Here is a 24,286-nt window from a genome sequence, read left to right as displayed (position 1 = left end):
CACTTTTTGCATATGCTGTGTGCCTATCAGCGGCGTAGCAGGGGTTAAATCTCTAACTGACAATGGAGATCGCTCGCACCCGTGAGCGCCCTCAACTTCATCATATGCCACGACAGCTAGTTCGTCCAGCTTGAGGATGGGCCGTCACGTCTCGCTCGGACTCTCGTCAAAGAGAATATAGGTGCCCTTTGGAGTTGTAGGTCACCTTCTCGAGAAAAGTTCGCCTAGCTTCTGGATCATTGTGGATAAATGAGATCTGCACTGTTTCGCAGCAATTCTCATCTGTGCGGTTTCCAGCGGACCGGAAACCATTTTCAGAGCGTCCGACACTGACAGCGCGTACGGCACAGATAACTCTTGGGCCATGACTTCAAGCTTACGAAAGTGCCAGTCGGGAACTCCCGTACGGACAGCAGGTCTAACCTGTATATTCGCGGTGCCCACGTTCGCGGCAAAAATCATGGAATGTAGACGCCCGACGCTAACGAGTAGTCGACTTTCTTCAATCCACTGCTGCACACGTCGAGCGTTCCACCAATGGACCTCTTGATCGGCGATATTCGACAGGCCAGCTGAATTGGCGAAGGACACGTCTTCTGGCGATAGTGGGAGAAGCAGAGGCTCATAGCTGTAGTCACGAAGACCCTCGATGAGCTTCACGGCTTCTTTGATGTATCTGTCGTCCAACATGTGTTCAGGAAATTCACGAATTACGACCGAGGCGCGCGTCTTAGAATAGGGTATGTCGGGGTAACGGTCGGTGACCAAGTTAAGAGCCCAGTCAGAGCCTCTTTCCACCGTCACGCCGTCGCGCCCCGCCCATTCTACACTAACTGCAGATCGGAGAGCGACGTAATCAAACAGTTCGAGATATCGACGGCTCGCCTCCATACCAGCCTGTGAAATATCAACAGTGTGAGTGTGGTCGGTCCCAGCAAGCGCCGTAGGTGTTCCTGCCCATCTAGCTACTATCGCTTGGCTTGCGCCGTATCCCAGACCAAGTCCGCCGCCCCCGACAAGCAAACCCGCAATTCGGTTTTCAAAGAAGTGGATGTTACCTTGATGAATTCGCTCAGATTCATTGTAGGGATACCAGTCCCACCAACCTGATTTTGCTCCATGCTCATCAAGGACGAATACGAAATCAAATTTTTCGCGAAATGCTTCGTAAATGCACTGGACAATGGCCTCGTCACCAACATTGCCCCGGCCCAAGAAACCAAGAATCGCTAGTAACGGCTTTCCTGTACTTCCTTTTTTCAAACCCACGACCTTTCACAATACCCCAGCACGAGCCTCTGGCGATGAAAACTCGAACCGACCAGAGAAAACTAATTGCACGCATGATCTGGTTTAGACGCTGGGCTTTGAATGACCATGATGCGCCCGCGCCAGTACCTTGCGCCTCCTCCGCCTAACCCTCAAATGTCAAACTCTTGGAAGCACACAACTTCAAGATGAGTTCGATGTTTAGCAAGACTTCATTTCAATTATGTCTACATTATAAACAAGGAATATTATGCAACGAAAGCTGAAGCCTGACGATGATCAGAAAGTGGCAGTGGTCCTCCATTCGATGAGCTTACCGAAGTGCGGGAGTCTTTAAGGCGCTCGCTCGCTTGAACATGCGCTTTTTACCAAAACAGCGTGTGGAAGAACGTCAACGCGCCGACTAAAATCCTAAAAACAACATTCCTCGTCAACGTTACAAGACAATGTATTCAGATTTGGAGGCAATCTAGCAATACTTTGGCAGAATTGAATTTTCGCGCTGAAAGTGTGAACTGTCCCCATTTCGATCGGACAGTCGGCATAAGCAGAAAGGCTTGAGGACAGGCTTATGTCTAACGAGTATCGACACGTTGAATTGCTGACGGGTGATGTGCGCCGCAGGCGGTGGACAACCGAGCAAAAGCTGACGATCATTGAGCAGATTTTCGAACCAGGCGAGACGGTATCGTCCACCGCTCGCCGCCATGGCGTCGCGCCCAATCTGCTTTAATGGTGACGCAGGCTCTTGAGCGAGGGAGGTGCTGCAGCCGTGGATTCTGACGAGCCGGTGAGCGGCAATTCGGAAGTGAAGAAGCTGGAAGATCGCGTCCGCGAGTTGGAGCGCATGCTCAGCCACGAGACAATGGAGGTCGAAATCCTCCGCGAAGCCCTTTCCAAAGCGGACTCAAAAAAACGGATATCGCGGCCGATCTTGTTGCCGAAGGACGGTTCGCGATGAAGGCCGTCGCAGAGACGCTGGGCGTCTCCTGTTCAAACGTCATCGAGCGGCTGAAAGGCAGATCAAAGCCGCGTGGGCCATACAACAAGGCCGAGGATGCAGAGCTTCTGCCCGCCATCGGCAGGCTGGTGGATCAAAGGCCAACCTATGGCTATCGGCGGATCGCCGCGTTCCTCAATCGCGAAAGGCGATCAGCCGATCAGCCTGTCGTCAACACCAAACCGGTCCATAGCATTATGGGCAACCACGCCATGCTGCTGGAGAAGCACACAGCCGTTCGCAAGGGCCGCCTCCACGACGGCGAGGTCATGGTCATGCGCTCCAAGCCGCGCTGGTGTTCAGACGGTCTGGAGTTCACCTGCTGGAATAGCGAGGTCATTCGTCTCGCCTTCATCATCGACGCCTTCGACCGGGAGATCATGGCTTGGACGGCGGTCGCCAATGCTGGCATCTCCGGCTCGTATGTGCGCGACATGATGCTCGAGGCGCTTGAGAAGCGCTTCGCGGCGACCAGAGCCTCGCGCGCAATCGAGCATCTCTCGGACAACGGCTCTGCTTACACCGCGAGGGACACGAGGCTGTTTGCGCAAGTACTCAATCTGACACCTAGCTTCATGCCGGTCGCCAGCCAGCCCCCAGTCGAAAGAAATGTCAGAGGCATTCGTCAAAACCCTGAAACGGGATTAAGTGCGCATATCAACTCTGCCAGACGCCAAAACGGCGCTCCGGCTCATCGACGGATGATGGATCGAAGACTACAACGAAATCTATCCCCCTTCCACACTCAAAATGGCTTCCCCTCGGCAGGCATTAGGGCTAAATCAATCTAGCCGATCTGTCCGGTGAAATGGGGAGCACTCCAAAGTGCTGTTTGACAGTGCGGACATCGTATCCGTCGTGTCAGTATAGCAAACGCATTGATCACGGCTCGACGGACGGCTGGCAAGGTTGGTTCAGGCGGCCCACGGCGAACTCGTGGCTGCCTTTTTTCCCGCTTTGCAGTTTGCAATCTCTGTTGCTGGAGGAAAGCATAAGCGATCATCATGATGAGAGCATGTCGGTGCAGCCCTTGCCACGATCGGCCTTCGAAGTGATTGAGACCAAGCTCCTCTTTCATCTGCTGATGGGCCTGTTCACAGAACTACCTAGTCTTGATGGTGGCCGCCAGCGTTTTCAATGTGCATCCGCTGGCAAGTTGGACAGGTAATATTTGCGCTCGTCGTTTGATCGCCATTCGCCAACCAGCCAGACCGCTTCGACCGGCATGTGCTGCTGCCCGTGCCGCGGTGCCAGCGACCCCTCCTCCGGCTTGCAGATGTCAACATCGTTTCCGCAGCCACCGAAAGAGTGTCGGGGATCGAATGCTTGCGAGGACGGCCATGACCGGAGACGAGAAAGATCAATCCGACATAATCGCAATAAACCTTTTGATGCTTGGGAATACCTACCGACCAGGTGAGGCCACGTCCACTCAGCCGCTTTCGAAACGCAGCCGACAGACCGTAGCCTGCGTCAGCCAGAACTATGCCGAACCGGACACCTGCCATAATCAACCGATTGATCTCGGCAAGAGCAACCTCCGGCTTCGTGCGAGATACCCGTAGATCCTACGGGACCCCAGCTTTTGCCGTGCGCTCCTGATCACCGATAGAACTATCCGGCAGGAACAGACGCAAGCCGACGGGAACCTCGTCTCGCGCAAGCGTCACCGACACCAACGTCTGACAATTTGCTCTCTTGGCCAGCATCAAGGCGTATTGCGGCGCCACTCCGACCGAGCGATCGCCCTTCTTTGGCAGGCCGGTGTCATCGATAACCAGAAACGCATCGGATGAGGGACAGCATCCCAGAGGCCATCGGATATGAAATGGTGGAGGCGGTCGTATTGGCCCGGAGCGAACCGTTCCGCCATTACCTTGATACTTTTGCGGTCACCGGGACCGATAAGTCCCAACACATAAAGTGGACACATCTGTCGTCGTTTCTTGTGTCCAAGCCTCCCCAGAAACGGCTGCAAAAAGGCTGAAAGCTCCATATCCCAATCCGTCATGTCCCGCCCTAATTGGAAGAGAGCCAGAATCATCTCAAACCTGCCTTGCCCGAATCTGCCAAAGTAGTGTTAGGAGCTGCTAAAAACACTCTGCAACGCTCATCCGGCGAAGCCGTTTGCTGCTATTCAACGCATCTTCATGGCGCAGCTGGAAACCGACCGGGTCCCGGCCCAGCAGGCCTTGACGAAAAGGGAGTTAAGTATTGAAAGGGACCTTTCCGGGGTGGGGGCGAAGAGCGTGGCCGCCGTCACCGCCAGGTTTGTTAACAGCGTCTTCAACTAAGCGCCTTGCTATCGCGCGCGCAGCGTTGGAAACGCCATCCCGAGAGTAGAAGTTGCCACGCTCGTGGATAGCAGCGGCGAGTAATCTCAAGAATGCATCCCGAACTTCGGGTACTGGAGCGGATGGAGCGGACCAGAAGTCGTCAAGTGAACCCTGATGCGTGACGCCGGGCACATCAAAAACGGCAACTCCCAGGACTTTGGTCGCAATACCTTCCCGTATAGCGGATAACGCCGCTGTGGAGTTTATAGTAACCACTCCTTTACACCCCGCAACAAGCGGCGCAAAGTCACCTCCGTCAATAAAGACAATTCGATGCGAAACGCCATTGGCTATTGCCAGATGCTGGATGAGTCTGTTCCAATTAATAAGGCCATTGTCCAAGGGATGTACCTTGAAGACCAAAATAGTCTCTGAGTCAGAGCTTCTCGCAAATGACGCCATAACTAACGCCAGTGCATCTTCTTGACTGTTGAACGGCGAATGAGCGCGTATTTGATAGTCTGTTTCAAGCTGGAGAGGAAATACCACCCAAGGCAACCTGGCTTCTAACAAGCGGGCCGTTGATCGACGGGCCTCTCGATACCGACGACGCCGACTTGCAAAACGGCCAACCCAACCAGCATACTCCTTTAGTGGATGGAATATCCCATGAAATTGGTATCTCGGATACAAAAATCCAAAAAAAACCGTCGGCAGATAGTACGCGATGTCATATAGAGCCTCTGCGAGAAATGTCTGAGAGTACCTTCGTGTCCAGTCCGGCTCCGGCAAATGTGCAGCAGCCTTCAGTATAACCTCTTCATCTTTAGGAAACCTCGAGTTCGAGGACAATCCGTCCAGTTCGACCGTTACCCAGTCGGGTCTAAGATAGCCCATTTCGATCGCAACCACTGTTACCCCGCGCTCGTATGCTGCCTTTACTGCCTCTTTATGATAAGGCCTTTCTTCTCCCAAGAGAATGATCGTTTTTATCCTACGATCACGAAGAAACTGGCGCAAAAAAGGTCCCCACTCATCTATACTTCCCCGAAAGCTGACCGCCCCTCGCCTTCGCCAGAAAATCTGATCCCCGACGTTTAGATTTATACGATGGCATATATGTCCAGCCGCCTCGAGATGACCCGCAATTTTTACGAAAAGGGGTGAGGATGGCCCCTGTAAAAACAAATATGGGCCCTCGGACTTCATTTGAACTGCTCCTTGTAGAGATGCGCATGCCATAGAAGCGTTTCAAATAAGGTCCAAGGCGCCTCTAACTTTGCAACTGTCGAGGTATGCTTGCTTTGTTTTGCTTTCGCCAGAGGTACTATGAAGTAATCGGTTCGAGGATCAGGAAACGGATCTGCGTATTGCTTCAGAAGAGGAGCATGATCACCGTAAAATGCCAGCCAGACCGGCCTGTCGTACTTGTCTAGTTCTTGGACCAAATAACCTAGGGCCTCATCCGCCTTACGCAGGAGTTCCTTGTAGATTTCCACAGGGTCTGTCATGCCGTTGCAACGACCGGACTCCCAAGGGCCGTGGTTTGCCATCGATGCAACGAAAAGCAGGGCGGACTGCTGTTTGTCAATTCCATCTGCGATATGCAGGACCTTTTGCGTAAGTCTCCTGTCCGACACGTACTCACCGTCTCTCTCGGGCAAGTGGTCGAAATCATCGAGCATGGTCAGTTTGCGGAACCCGAAGATAGGCATTGCTTTGTGCCTTAAGAAAAAAGTTCGGTCATAAGGATGAATAAAGTGCGTATACCAGCCTGCCCTCTGGAGCTTATTCGGCCAAACGAGATTTGCGTAATGCGAAGCACGGAGGTACGGATAGCTCGCATCAGCGTGGACGTCATCTGGTTGCAAGCCGCTCAAAACCGCAAACTCCGTCCGCAGCGTGTAGCCGCCCTCAAACACACTCGTCAACCGGCCCCATTGAGCAGCGCGCTCCCTGAGCATATCGATCGTCGGCAAATCAAGATCTTTGCAACCCACATTGCGGAGATCCATGAAGGACTCCGACTGCCAAACGATCACCAAAGGCGCTTCTCGGTTCGGCTGCCCCAACATGTCATTGATAACACTTTGAAGCCCCTGCGCTAGTTCGCCAATAATCGCGTCTCGGCGCATGCCAAGCCATAGCATGAAATGGTAGCTTACAGATGTAAAGGTGCCAAAACGCGTTGTGTTCGACTTCACATTTAGTGTCGTCAAAAGCTTTTGTGCTGCCGAAGCGGCCGCGTGCCCGACCGGTTTCACAAAAAGCAACAGTATTGAGAGAGTTGGCACGAGCACACCGGCGATGATCCATAACCCCGTATTTGCAGCGGGAATGACGGAGGGCTCTTCCACCATGAAAAGCGCAGAAACGCCAAAGACATATAGAAGCGCAACAATCCAAAAAACGATATTCAGTTTGGTGGCGTAGAATATTGTCTTATACTTAAAGACATCCACGACAAGTGCGATGTCCGAAAACACAAGTGGCTCACGAATAAATATGAACTTTGCTCGCGAAATCCCTGTAAAAATTACGAAAAAGCTGATTGTGCCGAGGCAGCTGTAAAATGGCCGCCATGATATTGCGAAAAAAATCGAAAAGACAAAAAAGATAATCGGCAATCTTGCCAGTTGCTCGACCACCACTCTCTTCCGACTATGATTGAGCGTGTTTTCACGCCGGATCTTACGCGGTAAAGCGAACCGGTCGGTAGCGTAAACCACGATGGCCGCAACAAAAAAGCATGCAACGGTTAGTGCCACTGGATAGGTATCGTGAACCGACGTTTCGGTGAATGAGATAATCATGATCGAGCCGAAAGACGCCGCATACGCCAAAACAAAACTGGCTTAATGAATGGAGAGAAAAATGACATAAACGTCAGTGCGACGCCAAAATGAATTTCACCTTTTGCTTTTTCCACCCCTGAAACAATCTTTTTGGCAACTTTGTCTACAGGCCAAGGCGCGACTGTTCCCATTAGCGTTTGCGCACGGCCGGATCGAAGTGTGATTTCACGCTCATACTGAGGGGTAAGTGTGTCAGGGGGGAAGCTGATACAGACGTTGACGCCGGAATGCGAAAGCTCCCCGCGTAGCGCTTCCACAAATCCGACCAGCGCAGATTTGGATCCGCAATAGGCGGTATACCCCGGAATACCAATCATCGCAGCGCCTGACGAGATTGAAACAATGGTTCCCCGTCCTCGCTGCTTCATACCCTTGAGGACGGCGCGAATGGCATAAACCGTCCCGAGGAAGTTAACGCGAAACTGCGACTCGAAAATCTCGGGCGACTGTAGCTCGAAATCCTGCGGGTCCACTCGACCAGCGGATGCGACGAGCACGTCACATGGCCCATGATTCGCCTCTGCACGAGCTAGCGCGATTTGCAGAGCTTGCTCGTCACTAACATCCACTGAGGCCCAAAAAACCCGGCTCTCGGCCTGCTCTCGGCCGTGGTTTATCTTTTGAGCCGCCATATCAAGCATGTCCTCTCTGCGGGCAAGTAACGAGATCCGCCAGCCTCTGGCGTGGTACAACTGCGCAACCGCCAAGCCTATGCCACTGGAACCGCCGGTGATGATGACATGAGGCATTGGCGCTCCCAGCAAAAGAGTCGTTCAGGTAATGAGCTTGGCAACTTGTTGCATATCGAGGCTCGCGAGTCCCACCTTCTGCTCAGTCAGATCACGAAGAATTTGTGCAGTGAGCGTCACAGCAGTCTCCAGCTGTTCCGGGGTATGATCGCTGGTCAGGAAAAACCTTAAACGTGCCATTCCTTCCTGCACCGCAGGATAAATGATCGGCAGAGCGTTAACGCCTGCCTTCAACAATTCGTTCGAAAGTTGAACCGCTCGCAATGAGTCCCCCACGATGACCGGGACAACCGAGAAGCCTGCACTGGAGCCTGTATCCAGTCCTGCGTGTTGCGCAAGCTCTAGAAAATGCTGGCCATTTTGACGCAGCTGTGCGACACGATCGACCTCGGTTTCGAGTATCTCGAGGCTGACAAGGGCGCTACTTGCCAGTGCCGGCGCCAGACCGACACTGTATACAAACCCGCCAGCGTGCGCCTTCAGGATCTGAATCAAAGCGGAGCAGCCAGCGACATAGCCGCCACAGCTCGACGCCGTTTTCGACAGGGTTCCCATCCAGATATCAACGAAACGGGGATCTATTCGGAAGTGCTCGAATGTTCCACGACCCCGCTCACCGATCACACCCAGCGCATGAGCTTCGTCCACCATCAGCCAGAAACCGAATTTTACCCTTAGATCGACAATCTCTGGAAGGGGCGCGATGTCGCCATCCATCGAGTAAATGCCCTCAACAATGACAAGGACACGGTCAAAATCGCCGACAATACCGTTAAGAATTCTTTCCAGATCAGCGGCATCATTATGACGGAAAAAACGACGTGTGGCGCCAGATAGCTTAACTCCTGCGAGAACGCTGTTATGGATGAGTTCATCATGAATGACGAGATCGTTTGGGCCCACGAGGCAATCGATCACCGTTGCATTGGTCAGATATCCGCTGACAAAGCAGACGGCATCTTCAGCTTCATAAATGGCTGCGATCTTCTGCTCGAGGAGACCGTGCTGTGGACGTTCACCTGCCACGAGACGACTGGCTGAAGCCGATATGCCAAACTGCTTAATGACGGCGATAGCGGCATCCCGCACCGCAGGATGGCTATTGGTCGAGAGATAATCATAGGAGGCGAAATTGATAACCTCCTGCCCCGCGATTTTCGCTGTCGCTCCCGCGGCCCTCTCATGGGCGCGGTAGAAGGGGTTGTCAACGCCCGCGAGATCGCTGATCGCCTTTTGCGCAACGATCTTCTTGTACTCCGGCAGATCATCGAAACGCTTCGGCCCTTTCACGGAAGGCGGCGCTCGACGGTTCACACGGGCGAGGCGGCTCTGGCCCGACGCTTCCTTGCGGTCACGCAGGGCTTTAAGATAATCGCTGCGCGCTGCTGGCGCCCCTACTGCATCCTGTGGTGATTCGTCATCCATCATCTTTACCCTGGCTTGCGCTGTTGCGCCTGGGATACGTGCTTTTCAGTCAGTTCGGCCAATACCGACGCTTCCTCCGATGTGGCGAGGACCATTTCAGCTCCTGCGGTCAATTTATCCTGAAGCTTTTTAACGACATCGCCGATCGTAGCACCGTCGCTCATTCCAGAAAGCGGTATGTCAATGCCGGTCTTCTGCTGAAACCCTGTTCCGAGCTCCATCATCATCAGGCTGTCGAGGCCTATGTCCTTAAGCGCCTTGTCCGGCTTGATGCTATCCTCCGCGATTTTGAGGATAGAGGCAATTTCCGCAGCCAAGAAGCCATGAAGAATCCCCTGCGCCTCTTCATTCGGCTTGCCCGCGACCAGCGCGGCCAAGTCCACCTGCTCGCCGTCGCTGCTGCCCATATTCGTAGAATGGCGTGGAATGGCAGAGAAAAGCGGCGTGCCGGTAATAGGAAGTGAGGCCGCGCTGGCCCAGTCGATTTCGGCAACCATGACAGCCGCAGCATCTATATCGCCGCTATCGTTCACGATGATCTGCTCGACGAAAGCCAGAGCATTTTTAGCCTTCAGCGCCGTCTTCCCGATTTTTCGGGCAAGCATGTCACCGACTTCGGTATTGCGAGACAGAAAGCCTGCGTCGGCGATCGCTCCGAAGCCAATTGCGAGTGCCGGTAATCCTGCCGTACGGCGAGACCGTGCCAGACCTTCCAGATACCCGTTCGCGGCGACATAATTCGCTTGACCGGGATTACCGATCATCGTCGTGGCCGATGAGAAGAGAAGGAAGATGTCCAGTTCGTCGCTTCTCGTCAAACGGTCGAGATTCGAAGCGCCATCCGCCTTAACCTCGATAACAGCGCGGTTACGACCTCGGTTGAGGTTCGAAATGAGGCCGTCTTCCAGCACCATGGCGGCATGAACGATACCCTTCAGCGGACCAACGCTACGCAATTCTCGCAGTAGGTTTTCAAGCTGCATTTCATCGCAGACATCGCATGCATGTACGCTGGATGCGATACCTGCTGCGCCCCAATTCTGCATTGCCGCGCATGTTTCATCGTCCGCTACCCCACGACGCGTGCACAGCGCGATATGTGTTGCTCCCCGCATGGCCAACCAATCGGCAGCCGCCAGGCCGAAACCGCCAACGCCGCCGACCACCAGATACACGCCTTCCGCCAACTCAAGACGCTTGTTGTTTCGCTTCAATACCATGTCTTGCGAGGCAATCGGGGGCCGGATTACGATCTTGCCGATATGACCAGCATTCTGCATCAACCGGAAAGCTGGCGCGATCTCATCAAACCCAAATGCTCGGTAAGGCAAAGCAGTCAGCTTACGTTCGGCAAATAGGGTTCCGACCTCAGTGAAAATGCGGCGCGTCACAGCCGGCACATTGACCAGAAGCTGGTCGGCATCAATTCCAAAATAGGAGATGTTACGCCTGAACGGCCGCAGAGCCAGTTTACGGTCCGAATAGTAGTCTCGCTTGCCCAATTCCAAGAATCGGCCGAAGGGCTTCAGCAATTCGAAGCTCCGCTCCATCGCTTCTGCGAAGAGAGAATTGAGAACCAGATCGACACCCTTGTCGTCCGTCGCACGCAACGTATCGCGTACAAAAGACATGGATCTTGAGTCGAAGACATGGTCGGCGCCAATTACTGAGAGGAATTGCCGTTTTTCGATGGTGCCAGCTGTAGCTATGACCTTCGCACCAAAAAGCTTTGCAATCTGAATTGCTGCGAGACCAACGCCACCGGCAGCACCGTGAATCAGGATCGTCTCACCCTTCTTGATACGACCAAGCTCGACAATCGAATAGTAAGCGGTGAGAAATGCGACTGGAATGGTAGCCGCGGCGACGTGATCGAGGCCTGCCGGGATCTTCGTCACACCTTCTCTGGCAACCACAACGTGGGTCGAGAGCGCCTTAGGAGCAATACCCATGACGACATCACCGGGGGCTATATCATCGACGCCGGTACCGACGGCGATGACTGTGCCGGACATCTCCATGCCAATCGTCGCTCCGGCAAAACCGTCTTCCAGTGCCTCCTCCGGCAAAAGTCCCATGGACCACATGACGTCTCGGAAGTTCAATCCGGTTGCAGAGACCTCGATACTGACCTCGCCTGCGCCTGGCACCTCAAGCGCGGTTTCTTCCCAATGGATGGAGTCGATTCGTCCCGCTGATGTCTGCCGAATTGCAGCACCGTCAAACAGTGTCGTTTTCAACTGATGATTGGGCATGGGGCCGGTCACAGCCCGTATCGCTGATAGCTGTCCGGTATCTCTGTCTTGTACCCACTCCTTATCTGCGTGTTTTCCATCAAGAAGCGCGACAACAGCACCAACCCGCAATTCCTGATCATCGACTGGATCGACGAGAATGATATCGAGTTCGCTGTACTCATTTTGAAGCACACGCGCGAAAGTCCATATCCCACTCGCCGCAGGATCGGCAACGGGGCAGGATGCAGGCGCGCCGCCAGGGGCCACAATAAGCAGCCTCACGGGAAGAACGGCTTCCTCGCGATTTGCGGCAGCTCGAACCGCTTCGCCAAAAGCGGACAGTATCAAAACGTCATTCTGGAACGCAGACGATGTGCTGGTCCTGCCTTTTACAGTGAACATAAACCCGCGAGCCGCCTGTTTCTCGGCAAAAAACGCGCGGAACTCCTCTTGTGCATTCCTGGCCGAGCAATGCAGCGTGTTTTTCACGCTCTGTGCCGCACCTGCAACTAGTCCCTCATCCGCAATGAGCTCAACGATGTTGTCGAAATCGCGCCGCACAGGTTGGGAGACGTCGCGAGACTGATCGCCGGGCATCGCTTCGATCAAAATCAAGGCACCGCCAGCGCTTTCAACGTGCAAAAACACAGGATTGGGGAAGCCGGAATTAACGAGAAGATCCGACCACTGTGTCTCGCTCGAGGTTCGGCCAATCGGGAATTCAGGGGTTGCGCTTTCCCCGAACCAGCCGTCGGTCATCCCGTAGACGAAGTCAGCGAAAGCAGACGAAGCGACCTCGGTCGCGACCACTCGCCCGCCCGTAATTGCAGCCGTGCGCAAAACGGACTGTACGGCCTTGCTGCGCCCAAGCGAGCCATAGGCATAACCACTGGCACTTACCACCAAATGAGCATGCTCGATCTCCACCGGTTGCTCCGGGTCGAAGCAGGAAACGGACGGGTTCGCCTCGAACTGTATCTCCAGCGTCCGGCGCAGATGATCCGATGGCTCCAAAATGACAAGACGGGCATTTTTTTCCGATGCCATATCGGCCAGACGTTGACTAAAGGCTGGCGAGACCGCGCCTGTCTCAACGATGGTGAAACCATCGCCTGGATGGACATCCGCTAGCGCATTTCTCACAGCACCGACGATAAGCTTTTCGCGCACCCGTGCCAACGGCGTATGGTGGCGGACGTGATCGAGCGTTGCGTTACTGCAGAAGCCGGGATTGACGGCATCGTCACCCAGCAAAGGGCCAATCTCAAGAAGTCGCATCGTCTCGAGGAAGGCATCGTTGACGAGAACCGCCTCAGCAACACGGTCAGGATACTCATCATTCACCTGCTTGATCAGGTCATCAACCGGGGGGATATCGCAGGAATACCCAATTTCCCATCCTCCCTCGACAAGGTTCGCCATTCCAATATCAACAAGTCCGTACAGGCAATTTGACAGGAAGCATTGGAAATCTCGCCCGCCAGGTAGGTCAGACAGAGTGACCAACTTTCCTTGTCCTTTTAACGACTGTGCAATATCGAAAGCCGCTCGGTGCACGGCTGCATCGAGAATCAGACTGGCCTCATCAAGCTCCTCATTGCGTACTTCGGATAGCAGAGTGTCAGTGGACGCCGGACGCCCGTTGTGGGGATGGACTGAGCCGACGCCAACGTTAGTAGCCTGATAATGGAATGACGCGCTTGCCAGTGTATGGTGCTGGCGGAGCCAAGTACGGCGGAACCGGCAGTCATCAAGGGATGCGACAAGGGTGCCGTCGTCGGCGAGCAGATTAATGCGCGCTTTCAGACTGTAGGGACTGAACCGCTGCACTTCGATAACTGCGCTGGTCACACTCTTTGACGACAACGCAAAGCGTACAGAACCAAAGCGCACAGGAATATACGGCGCGCCATCTGCTTCACCGGTGAGGAGACCAAAGAGCGCCACCAGACCGTGGAACGCAGCATCGGTGGAGACGGGATCAAGGCCATATACCAGATAAGGATGCGCAGGGGTCGTGGCCTGTTTTAGATCGACGAAAATGTACTTGTGATCGACAACGTCTGCACGCGTAAGCAGCTGGAAACACGCGGCGTAATCCAAGCCGAAATTGCGAGCCGTACGATAGGCCGCATCCGCTTCGATTTTGTGGGTAACCTTCGTTTTGTCGAGAACGGCTTCGAGAGCGGTCAATGGACCTGTCGGCTTTCGGCTGCGGGCGGTAGCATGCAGCGTCCAGCCGTCGTCGCTCAGATATTCCCGAGATGCGATTTCGATCACCCCTGTTTCTGGAGAAATCTTCGTGGAGAGTTCGGAGAGTTTGTTGTCACGCAACTCCAGAGGCCGGAAGATCTCAAGGTTTGTAACTTCGAGATCAGAAGCGCCATAATATTGCTGTGCGGCTTGAAGCGCGATCTCGATGAAGGCGCTGCCAGGCAGAATGGACTTGCCGTCAACGACATGACCGGCAAGATCCGGGAAGAGCTGTGCGTCAATGTGATTTTTCCAATTCGCCGAATTGGGATCGCTACGCCATCCGAGAAGAGTATATACTCCGTCAGCGTTGTCGCGACCGAAGATGTTGAGGCTATCGCTGGTGGTTGCTGGACGGCACTGAACATTCTCGAACGGAACGGGAGGCGCCACGATAGAGGCAGTGCTGCCAGCCGCCGATCTTCTTCCAGCATTGACGCCGTGCGCGACGGACCGGAGGAAAATGGACTGGAGCGGATCAATACCGGGCTCCATCCCAGGCCGAGTCAGGGTCGGCAGGACTGTGATCGAAGCCGAGGCCTGTTTTCCGGTCTCCAGCACATAGTTGGAGAGTATCGATCTCGGCGAAATTTCAAGGAAGAGGTTGCAGCCATCCTCTATTGCAAATTGAACAGCGGGTTCAAAGGCGATGGGCTCTCGGACGTTGAGCCACCAGTATTCAGAATCGAGCGTCCTTCCATCGACTACTGTGCCTTTAACGGTCGACACAAACTTCGTGTGTCCCTTACTTGGACTCAGAGCAGGAATCTCGTTCAAAAACGTCGGTTTTTCTCTATCGATGATCGGATGGTGGAAGGGGTAGTCTATGTCGAGCACATGGACGACGTAGCGCTCGGCCTGCGCTAAGGCCTTAAATCGCTTTATCTCCTCAACCGGACCTGAGATCGTGACCGAGTTATGCGCGTTGACACCTGCAACGACGATGTTCGAAAGCCCGTGTCGTTCTGAGAAAGAGACTGTTGCCGCCTCCGACATCACCACTGCTGCCATGGTGCCAGTTCCAGCAAGCGAGTGCTGGTGCTTGGATCGGACGGCGACGATTGTAGCAGCGTCTTCAGCGCTGAGAACGCCTGCCGCATACGCAGCCGCGATCTCTCCTACGGAGTGACCAAACACCGTATCCGGTCTAACCCCGCGTGCGACAAGGCAGTCTGTTAAAGCCGCCTGAACTGCAAATAGCATCGCCTGAGCAATGCGGGTATCCCGCAACTTTAGCTCTAAATCCGCAGATTGAAGAAGGATCGAAAGATCTAAGCCGGCGCGTTCGACAAACATCTCACTGAAGGTATCAAAACGGGAGCGGAATTCCTTGCTTTCCCTGTACGCGTCTGCCCCCATTCCCGCCCATTGAGACCCGTTCCCCGCGTAAAAGAACGCCGTTTTCACAACCTTACCCGCAGTCTCACCGACCTGCGAATGGGAACTCCCGCCTTGTTCGAGATAACTTGTTATCGCACTAGCAAATTCGTCTACGCTTTTTGCGGTTGTCGCGAAGCGATGCCGCAGCGCCATCAAGTCCCCGTCAGCTGTTAGCAACCGCGAAGCCGCTTCTTTGTCAGAACCCAAAAGCCGCTGTTGGTAAGATTCAAGCAGCGTCCGTAGCGCTGATGGCGTGTGGGCGGAGATAACGACCGGCGCTTCGAAGTCGGGTGCTGCACCGGCATCACTATCCAACTGGGGCGGATCGGAAAGCACAACGTGGACATTGGTACCGCCGAAGCCGAAGGAATTGACACCTGCGAGGCGGCGCGTGCCATCTCTCTCGAGCCTACGAAGTTCACGGTTTACGTCGATGTTCAGGTCTGTGAAGTCCACGGAACTGTTGAGTTCATGGGCATGGAGGGTCGCCGGAAAGATATCGTTTTCGAGGGACAGCATGGCTTTAATGAGGCCGAGAATGCCCGAGGCAGGCTCGGCATGACCTATATTCGACTTTATCGAGCCAATCGGTAGCGGCTCTGCCCTGCCCTTTGCCAACACTGTCCCAATCGCCCATAACTCGGCAGGATCACCCACCTTGGTCCCCGTGCCATGTCCCTCAACAAAAGCAAGCTGCGACCGGTCGATTCCGTGGTCGTCATATACGTTGCGCAGAAGCTGCGCCTGAGCCTCCCTCGATGGAAGTGAGATGCCATTGGTTCGGCCGGAGGAATTCATGCCTGTGGCGACCACTGTCGCTCGGCTTCGGCGCCCTTCCCTTTTCACGCGATCGGATCTTTGCAGAACGATCGCCCCTGCTCCTTCAGCGCGAACATACCCTTCGCCCTCCTCCGCATAAGCGCGGCAAAGCCCCTCAGGAGACAGCATTCTCGCCTGCGAGAACCCTACGAAGGAGAAGGGATGAAGTAGTAGATTGACACCTCCCACTATAGCGGTATCGATTTGATCGTCTTCCAGCGCCTGCCTTGCTTGATGAAGTGCAACAAGAGATGATGAGCAGGCAGTATCGATCGTCATACTTGGTCCATTTAGACCAAAAATATGAGAGATACGATTGGATATGATGGAGAGTGTGTTGCCAGTCATGAAATGGGGACTGCCGGACGCAGGATCCTCCACCTGAAGGTTACCACTATCTAGAGAGGACGCTCCGATGTAGACGCCAACTCGTTCTGCCCTCAACTGCGACAAAGAAAGTCGCGCATCTTCGACGGCACGCCAAACGGTTTTCAGCAAGATTCTCTGCTGGGGATCCATGTTCGCAGCTTCACGTGCTGACAAGCCGAAAAGCTCCGCATCAAATTCGAAAACGTTATCGATAACGCCTGCCGCGAAGGTGTAGGCTTTACCGGGTACGCCTTTGGCTGGGTGCCAAAAACGTGCGTGATTCCAACGATCGTCCGGAATAGAACTGACGGTGCATCGGGCCTCTTTTAGAATACTCAGCAGTTCCTGCACGTTACTGGCAGATGGCGCAACACAGGCTCGCCCAAGAATTTCAACCGTCATACTCAAATCCTGATCAGGGCACCGCCTGCACGAGCGGGTTTGTAGACATCCTTTGCCCGAAAATTTGTTGCTTAGCAACAAATGGACTTTAAGTATACCTCTGCGCAGAGCGCCGCAACTGCGCTATGATCGCAGCCGTATATGCAGTATAACTTAAATACAAATTTTTAGCAGACAAGAAAGGAATTTTATGGATGATGTCCGCACGCTCTAGCCATCATTGACCCTTTGTTGGTATGGGGTATGGTCGATATTAAGTTTATTGCGTGGGGAAGTTTTGAGAAAAGCTGGCTTATTATTGGTTGGGCTAGGCCTTACATCGTGCAACAACCTCCCCGGCGACGGCCCCTTGGCATCTGACGTATTGGAGCAATCCAAACAGTCAGTGGCCCACTCCTCCACTTCTAACAACGTAGTGTTCGACATTGTGGATATTGATGTCAACTCTGCCACCCTCATCTCCAGGTTCGATGGTAGGTTGCTCCAAAGCAGATTTGGTCTAGGTGGCGGCGTAAAACGACCCGTCATCGGCATCGGGGATCAGCTTAAGATTACAATTTTTGAAGCAGGCTCAGACGGACTGTTCTCGACTGCGGATTCCAAGCAAACGACCTTGGATATCATTGTTCAACCCGACGGAAAGGCTGCGATACCTTACGTTGGTCTCGTCACCTTCTCCGGCAAAACTCTCGAACAGGCGCGCCAGACAATACTAGCTGCTCTCGCCAATAAAGCTGTCCAACCAGACGTTATCATAAGCAGCTCTAGCACCGCATCGCGCAACGTGACCGTTTCTGGTGCGGTAAAAAGTCCGGCTGTTGTGCCCCTTAATCTCGTTCCGGAGACAATTATGGAGGTTCTTGCAAAAGCGGGGGGGCCCACCGCTCAGCCATACGAGAGCTACGTGACACTTACGCGTCAATCCAACACGGGCACCGTACTTCTAAAAACGCTTGTTCAAAACCCTCGGGAAAATGTCTACGTTCAGCCAGGCGACCAGATTTTCGTCACGAGAGAACCTCGGACCTTTACCGTCCTCGGAGCGGTTAAATCGAACAATAGAATCGAGTTCGGAGCTAACGATATCAATCTCCTGGAAGCGGTCGCCCTCGCGGGTGGTGGCTCTGCCGAAACAAGCGATATGAAAGGCTATTTCGTATTTCGATACGAGGAACCCGACATTGTAATCGATCTTCTGGGTCGTCAGCGATTCAACGAGTTAACTCAAAAAGGTATGAGGCCGGATAAGCTGGGCCGTTACCCCATCGTCTATCGGTTTGATATGACTAAAGCTGGCAGTATGCTAGTAGGTCAAAACTTCGATGTTAAGGCGAGAGACGTTATTTATGCTTCAAGACATCCTTCTGTGGACTTCACGAGATTTATGTCGATCGTCGGACAGCCAATAGGGATTGTTGCGGGAGGAGCAGGTATTTACAACAATTTCAATAGATAAAAAACTTGACGCTTAAGGCGTGATTTTTAGAGAAGGCGATCACCATAAGTTACATTTTGCGAGTCCATTTGCCGGTCTGCGTTAGCACTTTTCTGTGTCGCGCGCATCCTCCGGGCGGGACTTACATGGATACGTTCGTTATTCTCTATGCATAGCGTTTTTTGTTTAAGCCATGTCCTGCGACTGAATTCGAGGTGAGAGCGCGATCCTAAAGCGGTTCGCCCACCTAGATGTTCAATCGCAAACGCAAATGCTCAATGTACCCAGGATGGGGCGCTCACCCGATGTCCTATCTGCTGGCTCAGTACTTTGTAGAGTGACCATTGGATGTTACTGTTCCCATTCGTTTTACTATGTTTATTTTGTGGTGACGTAGGGACACTCGTCGGAGCGCTCTCCGCTCCGCAACTTCACGTAAGGGTTTTAGAGCCGCCGGAGCTTAAATCGAGCTTCAATGCAGCACGCTGTCGAGGAATTGCAGATATCTCCTCCAAGACTCAGCCACTATTCCAACTGAAGGAAAATGGAGAGTGGGAATGCACGTACCTAGTAGAATACCATGAAACCGGCCATTCTCCCTCGCTATTCATTCAAGTAAGAGGGTCGGATACCAATCGATGGAACAGCTTCCGCTTGAAATTGAATTTTGGGTCTCTACTCTCACGACAAGTTCTTGGCGGTAGAGCGGCTGCGATCGTATACACGCTGATCGGAGATCAATCACCGCTTAGAGAACTTGACATGACTTTAGCCCTTGGGCGCGAATTCGAGCTTTCTTTCAGCGGTATTACCCTACGTTACAAGCAAGAGGCCTTCGACGCGAGTCGCTATAATCTGTCTGGCGTCCAAGCATTGAAGACGGGTAAAAGGTCTGAGCAATGACTACCTGCTGTACCGCCTGAGTTCCATTCGACACTGAGCTGCGGCATCAGAACACGGTCCGACTCATGAGAGCAGTAAATACATCATAAGCTGAGCACATTTGCGCGACCAAGTTGACTGCCTAAAGTTCGAAACCAGTGCAATAATAATGAGCAACATGTCAACGAATTATTCCTAAATTCTGAAGGTCGATAAGCCTGCAACATCGAGATCTGATATGACTGGACGGCCTCCTATAGATATTATTATCACTCTACGAAAGCGATAACTAATGGGTCATCATCCAATGCTGTTACGTCGCCCAGTATTGGCGCAACTCTATTCAGCTTGCCGGCATGCTTCCCGATGATCTACCCTTCGCTCTCGGGCGCCTTTTAAGCCGCACGTGGATGCGTGGCGCTACACCCGGATTGGCCCCGACACCGCGGCGGTATTGTCCAAACCTTCTGGATGGACCGTGGCGAACTGGACCGTAATGCCCCCCCGACTCTCAAGCTTCATCGCTTTTGTGGCGCGAGAACTCCGAATCGGTGATGAAGCAACGCCCCAGAGCAGCAAGCCACCATGTTCAAAGATGGCGTTTCACAAGCTCCCCGTTTCCACATACGACGGAACACAAAGCTGGGGCGGATGCGGCACAATGTCGAGCGGGAATTCTGGAATGGCATTACAGGTCCGCCAGACAGGGTCATTACATTTCCGTCCTTACAGAATGCGACCTACGCTCTGTTTTTCCGCCTAGTGCTTCCAAGACGCTTCCACAGCCATTATGGAGTCTCGTGCTCCAGACATCAAAAAGCCCGCTAACCTATTGGTTAAGCGGGCTTATATTTGGTTGCGGGGGCAGGATTTGAACCTGCGGCCTTCAGGTTATGAGCCTGACGAGCTACCGGGCTGCTCCACCCCGCGTTGATTGTGAGCGACCGTGGCTTATACGCCCGGTTTTTTTGTTTTGCCGGTCCTCGAAGGCTTCTTGCCTTCTGCGGTTCGGCGGGGGCTGCTCCACCCCGCGTTGACTTTGTTCGACTTGGATGTCGAGTAATCTTTAGAACTGCAAAAGGCCGCTTTGGATGCGGCCTTTGGTATCGGCCTTGGCCGGAGGAGTTTGATTTGAGAAGATTTATTCGTTGCGTTTAGCAGACCTGGCAGCGACCTACTCTCCCGCGTCTTAAGACGAAGTACCATTGGCGCTGGGGCGTTTCACGGCCGTGTTCGGAATGGGAACGGGTGCAGCCGCCCCGCGATAACCACCAGGTCGGCGAAACGCAACTGGCACATGCTTTTGCATGTGCTGTTGTATCGAGAAGCTGGGTGGCGAAGCCACATTTAATTTCAACACGTCTTTCTCCGACCTGTCTGTGTGTTGCCTTTCTCGCGTTTGAGTAAGGAGCCATACAGACCAGCGGTCGTCGCGCTTGTGGCGCGGCCCGTCCGGAGCGCTAAGCGCGTCAGGACAGAAGAGATGATGCTCATCTTCGATGAGCATGAACAATGGGAACGAAGAAGTCGCTCGAGCTATTAGTAACGGTAAGCTTCATGCATTACTGCACTTCCACACCCGTCCTATCGACGTGGTCGTCTTCCACGGCTCTGATAGGGAACACTCGTTTTCAGGTTGGTTTCCCGCTTAGATGCCTTCAGCGGTTATCCATTCCGTATATAGCTACTCTGCTATGCCCTTGGCAGGACAACAGATCCACCAGAGATACGTCCATCCCGGTCCTCTCGTACTAGGGACAGATCCTGTCAATATTCCTACACCCACGGCAGATAGGGACCGAACTGTCTCACGACGTTCTGAACCCAACTCACGTACCGCTTTAAATGGCGAACAGCCATACCCTTGGGACCTGCTCCAGCCCCAGGATGCGATGAGTCGACATCGAGGTGCCAAACAACCCCGTCGATATGGACTCTTGGGGGTCATCAGCCTGTTATCCCCGGCGTACCTTTTATCCGTTGAGCGATGGCCCTTCCACACGGGACCACCGGATCACTATGACCGACTTTCGTCTCTGCTCGACTTGTCAGTCTCGCAGTCAGGCTAGCTTATGCCATTGCACTCGACGACCGATTTCCGACCGGTCTGAGCTAACCATCGCGCGCCTCCGTTACTCTTTCGGAGGCGACCGCCCCAGTCAAACTACCCACCATACACTGTCCCGGATCCGGATAACGGACCGCGGTTAGACATCCACGAAGATAAGGGTGGTATTTCAAGGATGGCTCCACAGGAACTGGCGTCCCTGCTTCAAAGCCTACCACCTATCCTACACATGCCTTGGCGAATGCCAGTGTAAAGCTATAGTAAAGGTGCACGGGGTCTTTCCGTCTGACCGCAGGAACCCCGCATCTTCACGGGGAATTCAATTTCACTGAGTCTATGTTGGAGACAGCGGGGAAGTCGTTACGCCATTCGTGCAGGTCGGAACTTACCCGACAAGGAATTTCGCTACCTTAGGACCGTTATAGTTACGGCCGCCGTTTACTGGGGCTTCAGTTCAAAGCTTGCACCTCTCCCTTTAACCTTCCAGCACCGGGCAGGCGTCAGACCCTATACGTCGTATTGCTACTTCGCAGAGCCCTGTGTTTTTGATAAACAGTCGCTACCCCCTGGTCTGTGCCACCCCATCACACTTGCGTGCAAAAGGGTCACGCTTCTTCCGAAGTTACGCGTGCAATTTGCCGAGTTCCTTCAACATAGTTCTCTCAAGCGCCTTGGTATACTCTACCTGACCACCTGTGTCGGTTTCGGGTACGGTCTATACGGTGGAGCTATTTCCTGGAACCTCTTCGCCGCCCAACCAATCCAATAAGGTTGAACAACACACAAGATCCGTCACTACCACCAGGCCCACGAATATTAACGTGGTTCCCATCGACTACGCGTGTCCGCCTCGTCTTAGGGGCCGGCTAACCCTGCTCAGATTAACTTTAAGCAGGAACCCTTGGTCTTTCGGCGAGGGAGTCTCTCACTCCCTTTATCGTTACTCATGTCAACATTCGCACTTCCGATATCTCCAGCAGCCCTCACGGGTCCGCCTTCACAGACTTACGGAACGCTCCGCTACCACACAACTTACGTTGTATCCTCAGCTTCGGTGCATGGCTTTAGCCCCGTTACATTTTCGGCGCAAAGACCCTTATTTAGACCAGTGAGCTGTTACGCTTTCTTTAAATGATGGCTGCTTCTAAGCCAACATCCTGGTTGTTTTGGGATCCTCACATCCTTTCCCACTTAGCCATGACTTGGGGACCTTAGCTGGAGGTCAGGGTTGTTGCCCTCTTCACGACGGACGTTAGCACCCGCCGTGTGTCTGCCGACTAGTACTCCTCGGTATTCGGAGTTTGGTTAGGATCAGTAAGACGGTGAGTCCCCATAGCCCATCCAGTGCTCTACCCCCGAGGGTATTCGGTCGACGCTCTACCTAAATAGATTTCGCGGAGAACCAGCTATTTCCGAGTTTGATTGGCCTTTCACCCCTAGCCACAAGTCATCCCGAACTATTGCAACAGTTATGGGTTCGGCCCTCCAGTTGGTGTTACCCAACCTTCAGCCTGCTCATGGCTAGATCACTCGGTTTCGGGTCTAATGCAACGAACTGAACGCCCTATTCAGACTCGCTTTCGCTACGCCTACACCTACCGGCTTAAGCTTGCTCGTTACACTAAGTCGTTGACCCATTATACAAAAGGTACGCCGTCACCCTTGCGGGCTCCGACTGTTTGTAGGCATCCGGTTTCAGGTTCTATTTCACTCCCCTCGTCGGGGTGCTTTTCACCTTTCCCTCACGGTACTTGTTCGCTATCGGTCATGCACGAGTACTTAGGCTTGGAGAGTGGTCTCCCCATGTTCAGACAGGATTTCACGTGTCCCGCCCTACTCAAGGACAATGACTGTTCTACGCGTACGGGGCTATCACCCGCTATGGCCGACCTTTCCAAATCGTTCCGCTTTATTCATCATTGCCACTGGCCTGGTCCGCGTTCGCTCGCCACTACTTACGGAGTCTCGGTTGATGTCCTTTCCTGCAGGTACTTAGATGTTTCAGTTCCCTGCGTTCGCTTCTTACACCCTATGTATTCAGGTGCAGATACCTCATTGCGATATCTAGAAACCTCTTTCGCTGAACCCTTGAACCCGGACGCGCCGGGTTCTGTTTTGTCTTCACGCTGTCGCGGCCTTGCGGCCACTGCGCTCCAGACAGGGCGCCAAACGATTGGCGACGACCTCGCGGTCTGTATTGCTGCCACACTCGAACGTCGAGCATGCCACCCATACAGGCCAGCGGCCGTCGCTGCTCGTGCAGCGCGCCATCGCAGCGCCAGCAGGCAAAGCCTGCGGTACGGCGCGTGAGATCAAAATTCAGCAAAACAGATTTTCTAGATATCTGAGGTGGGTTGCCCCATTCGGAGATCCATGGATCAAAGCTTATTCGCAGCTCCCCACGGCTTTTCGCAGCGTATCACGTCCTTCTTCGCCTGTGCATGCCAAGGCATCCACCAAATGCCCTTAATTCACTTCTTCGTTCTCATTGTCTATGCTCATCCATATTTGCTTGATTTGGAATTCCTGATCCTCTTCGCTTACGCTTGAGGGGTTCCAAATCTGGCCATACTGCAACCTCGCGGTATTCATAGAGCCAGCAAAATCCGATTACCTTTTACAATCGGATATTTCTTGATGCCATCGACGTGTTCGGTATGGTCTTCATTGAGGGCACGCCGGTGCACCTCGAAGCCATACCATTAAGACCAGCTTCTCGAGATATCATCCGGTGATGCGCGGTCAGGCAACACCAATCCAGCATCTTCATCAGAGGGACATAAGCCCCAACAACAAAAATGCCTCGGACAAGCTTCCTTCCTACCTCCAATCCCTCCACCAATTCCGGCCGACTAAGCCATCACATG

8 protein-coding genes, 1 tRNA gene, 2 rRNA genes and 2 pseudogenes are annotated in these 24,286 nt (G+C 53.6%); 3 read left to right on the top strand and 10 right to left on the bottom strand.

Annotated features, from left to right (window positions below):
- Window positions 1-201: 201 nt before the first annotated feature.
- Window positions 202-1,269, bottom strand: a complete 1,068-nt coding sequence (locus QE408_RS08670; RefSeq protein ID WP_306930290.1) for a polysaccharide pyruvyl transferase family protein — start codon at window positions 1,267-1,269, stop codon at window positions 202-204.
- 571 nt (window positions 1,270-1,840) lie between these two features.
- On the opposite strand from QE408_RS08670, the pseudogene QE408_RS08665 reads away from it, so the two are divergent.
- Window positions 1,841-3,060: pseudogene (locus tag QE408_RS08665) on the top strand (IS3 family transposase).
- Between the two features lie 315 nt (window positions 3,061-3,375).
- Here the strand turns inward: QE408_RS08665 and QE408_RS08660 are convergent.
- The 6 genes and pseudogenes from QE408_RS08660 to QE408_RS08635 all read right to left on the bottom strand — a co-directional run bounded on the left by QE408_RS08660 (window position 3,376) and on the right by QE408_RS08635 (window position 17,034).
- Window positions 3,376-4,202, bottom strand: a pseudogene (locus QE408_RS08660) (IS701 family transposase).
- A 274-nt stretch (window positions 4,203-4,476) separates the two neighbouring features.
- Complete coding sequence (locus QE408_RS08655) at window positions 4,477-5,565, bottom strand: capsular biosynthesis protein (RefSeq protein ID WP_306930288.1); 1,089 nt, start codon at window positions 5,563-5,565, stop codon at window positions 4,477-4,479.
- 185 nt (window positions 5,566-5,750) lie between these two features.
- On the bottom strand, window positions 5,751-7,358 hold the full coding sequence (locus QE408_RS08650; protein WP_306930286.1) for an LTA synthase family protein: 1,608 nt from the start codon (window positions 7,356-7,358) through the stop codon (window positions 5,751-5,753).
- Window positions 7,355-8,149: an SDR family oxidoreductase gene (locus tag QE408_RS08645; RefSeq protein ID WP_306930284.1), complete on the bottom strand. Its 795-nt coding sequence runs from the start codon at window positions 8,147-8,149 to the stop codon at window positions 7,355-7,357. The genes QE408_RS08650 and QE408_RS08645 overlap by 4 nt, the downstream gene beginning before the upstream one ends.
- A gap of 24 nt (window positions 8,150-8,173) precedes the next feature.
- A complete protein-coding gene (locus QE408_RS08640; protein ID WP_306930281.1) occupies window positions 8,174-9,577 on the bottom strand; it encodes an aminotransferase class I/II-fold pyridoxal phosphate-dependent enzyme in 1,404 nt (467 codons plus the stop codon).
- 2 nt (window positions 9,578-9,579) lie between these two features.
- Window positions 9,580-17,034, bottom strand: coding sequence for an SDR family NAD(P)-dependent oxidoreductase (locus QE408_RS08635; protein WP_306930279.1), 7,455 nt, complete (start codon window positions 17,032-17,034; stop codon window positions 9,580-9,582).
- A 277-nt stretch (window positions 17,035-17,311) separates the two neighbouring features.
- Here QE408_RS08635 and QE408_RS08630 point away from each other — a divergent pair, with 277 nt between their 5' ends.
- Window positions 17,312-18,490, top strand: coding sequence for a polysaccharide biosynthesis/export family protein (locus QE408_RS08630; RefSeq protein WP_306930277.1), 1,179 nt, complete (start codon window positions 17,312-17,314; stop codon window positions 18,488-18,490).
- A 327-nt stretch (window positions 18,491-18,817) separates the two neighbouring features.
- A complete protein-coding gene (locus QE408_RS22975; protein ID WP_373465526.1) occupies window positions 18,818-19,372 on the top strand; it encodes a DUF6030 family protein in 555 nt (184 codons plus the stop codon).
- An 832-nt stretch (window positions 19,373-20,204) separates the two neighbouring features.
- Here QE408_RS22975 and QE408_RS08625 read toward each other — a convergent pair.
- The 3 genes from QE408_RS08625 to QE408_RS08615 form a co-directional block, all read right to left on the bottom strand.
- Window positions 20,205-20,281: transfer RNA gene (locus tag QE408_RS08625), tRNA-Met, on the bottom strand.
- Window positions 20,282-20,512: 231 nt separating this feature from the next.
- Window positions 20,513-20,627 (bottom strand): 5S ribosomal RNA (rrf, locus tag QE408_RS08620).
- A 242-nt stretch (window positions 20,628-20,869) separates the two neighbouring features.
- A 23S ribosomal RNA gene (locus QE408_RS08615) occupies window positions 20,870-23,900 on the bottom strand.
- Window positions 23,901-24,286 lie beyond the last annotated feature (386 nt).

This window comes from Agrobacterium larrymoorei, assembly GCF_030819275.1.
GTDB lineage: Bacteria > Pseudomonadota > Alphaproteobacteria > Rhizobiales > Rhizobiaceae > Agrobacterium > Agrobacterium larrymoorei_B.
This window is presented reverse-complemented; position numbering and strand designations above follow the sequence as displayed.

What these genes read in the sequence shown, in the direction of transcription:
- QE408_RS08640 (WP_306930281.1), bottom strand. Translation starts at nt 9,577, where the DNA reads ATGATGGATGACGAATCACCACAGGATGCAGTAGGGGCGCCAGCAGCG.
- QE408_RS22975 (WP_373465526.1), top strand. Translation starts at nt 18,818, where the DNA reads ATGTTACTGTTCCCATTCGTTTTACTATGTTTATTTTGTGGTGACGTA.
- QE408_RS08645 (WP_306930284.1), bottom strand. Translation starts at nt 8,149, where the DNA reads ATGCCTCATGTCATCATCACCGGCGGTTCCAGTGGCATAGGCTTGGCG.
- QE408_RS08650 (WP_306930286.1), bottom strand. Translation starts at nt 7,358, where the DNA reads ATGATTATCTCATTCACCGAAACGTCGGTTCACGATACCTATCCAGTG.
- QE408_RS08635 (WP_306930279.1), bottom strand. Translation starts at nt 17,034, where the DNA reads ATGACGGTTGAAATTCTTGGGCGAGCCTGTGTTGCGCCATCTGCCAGT.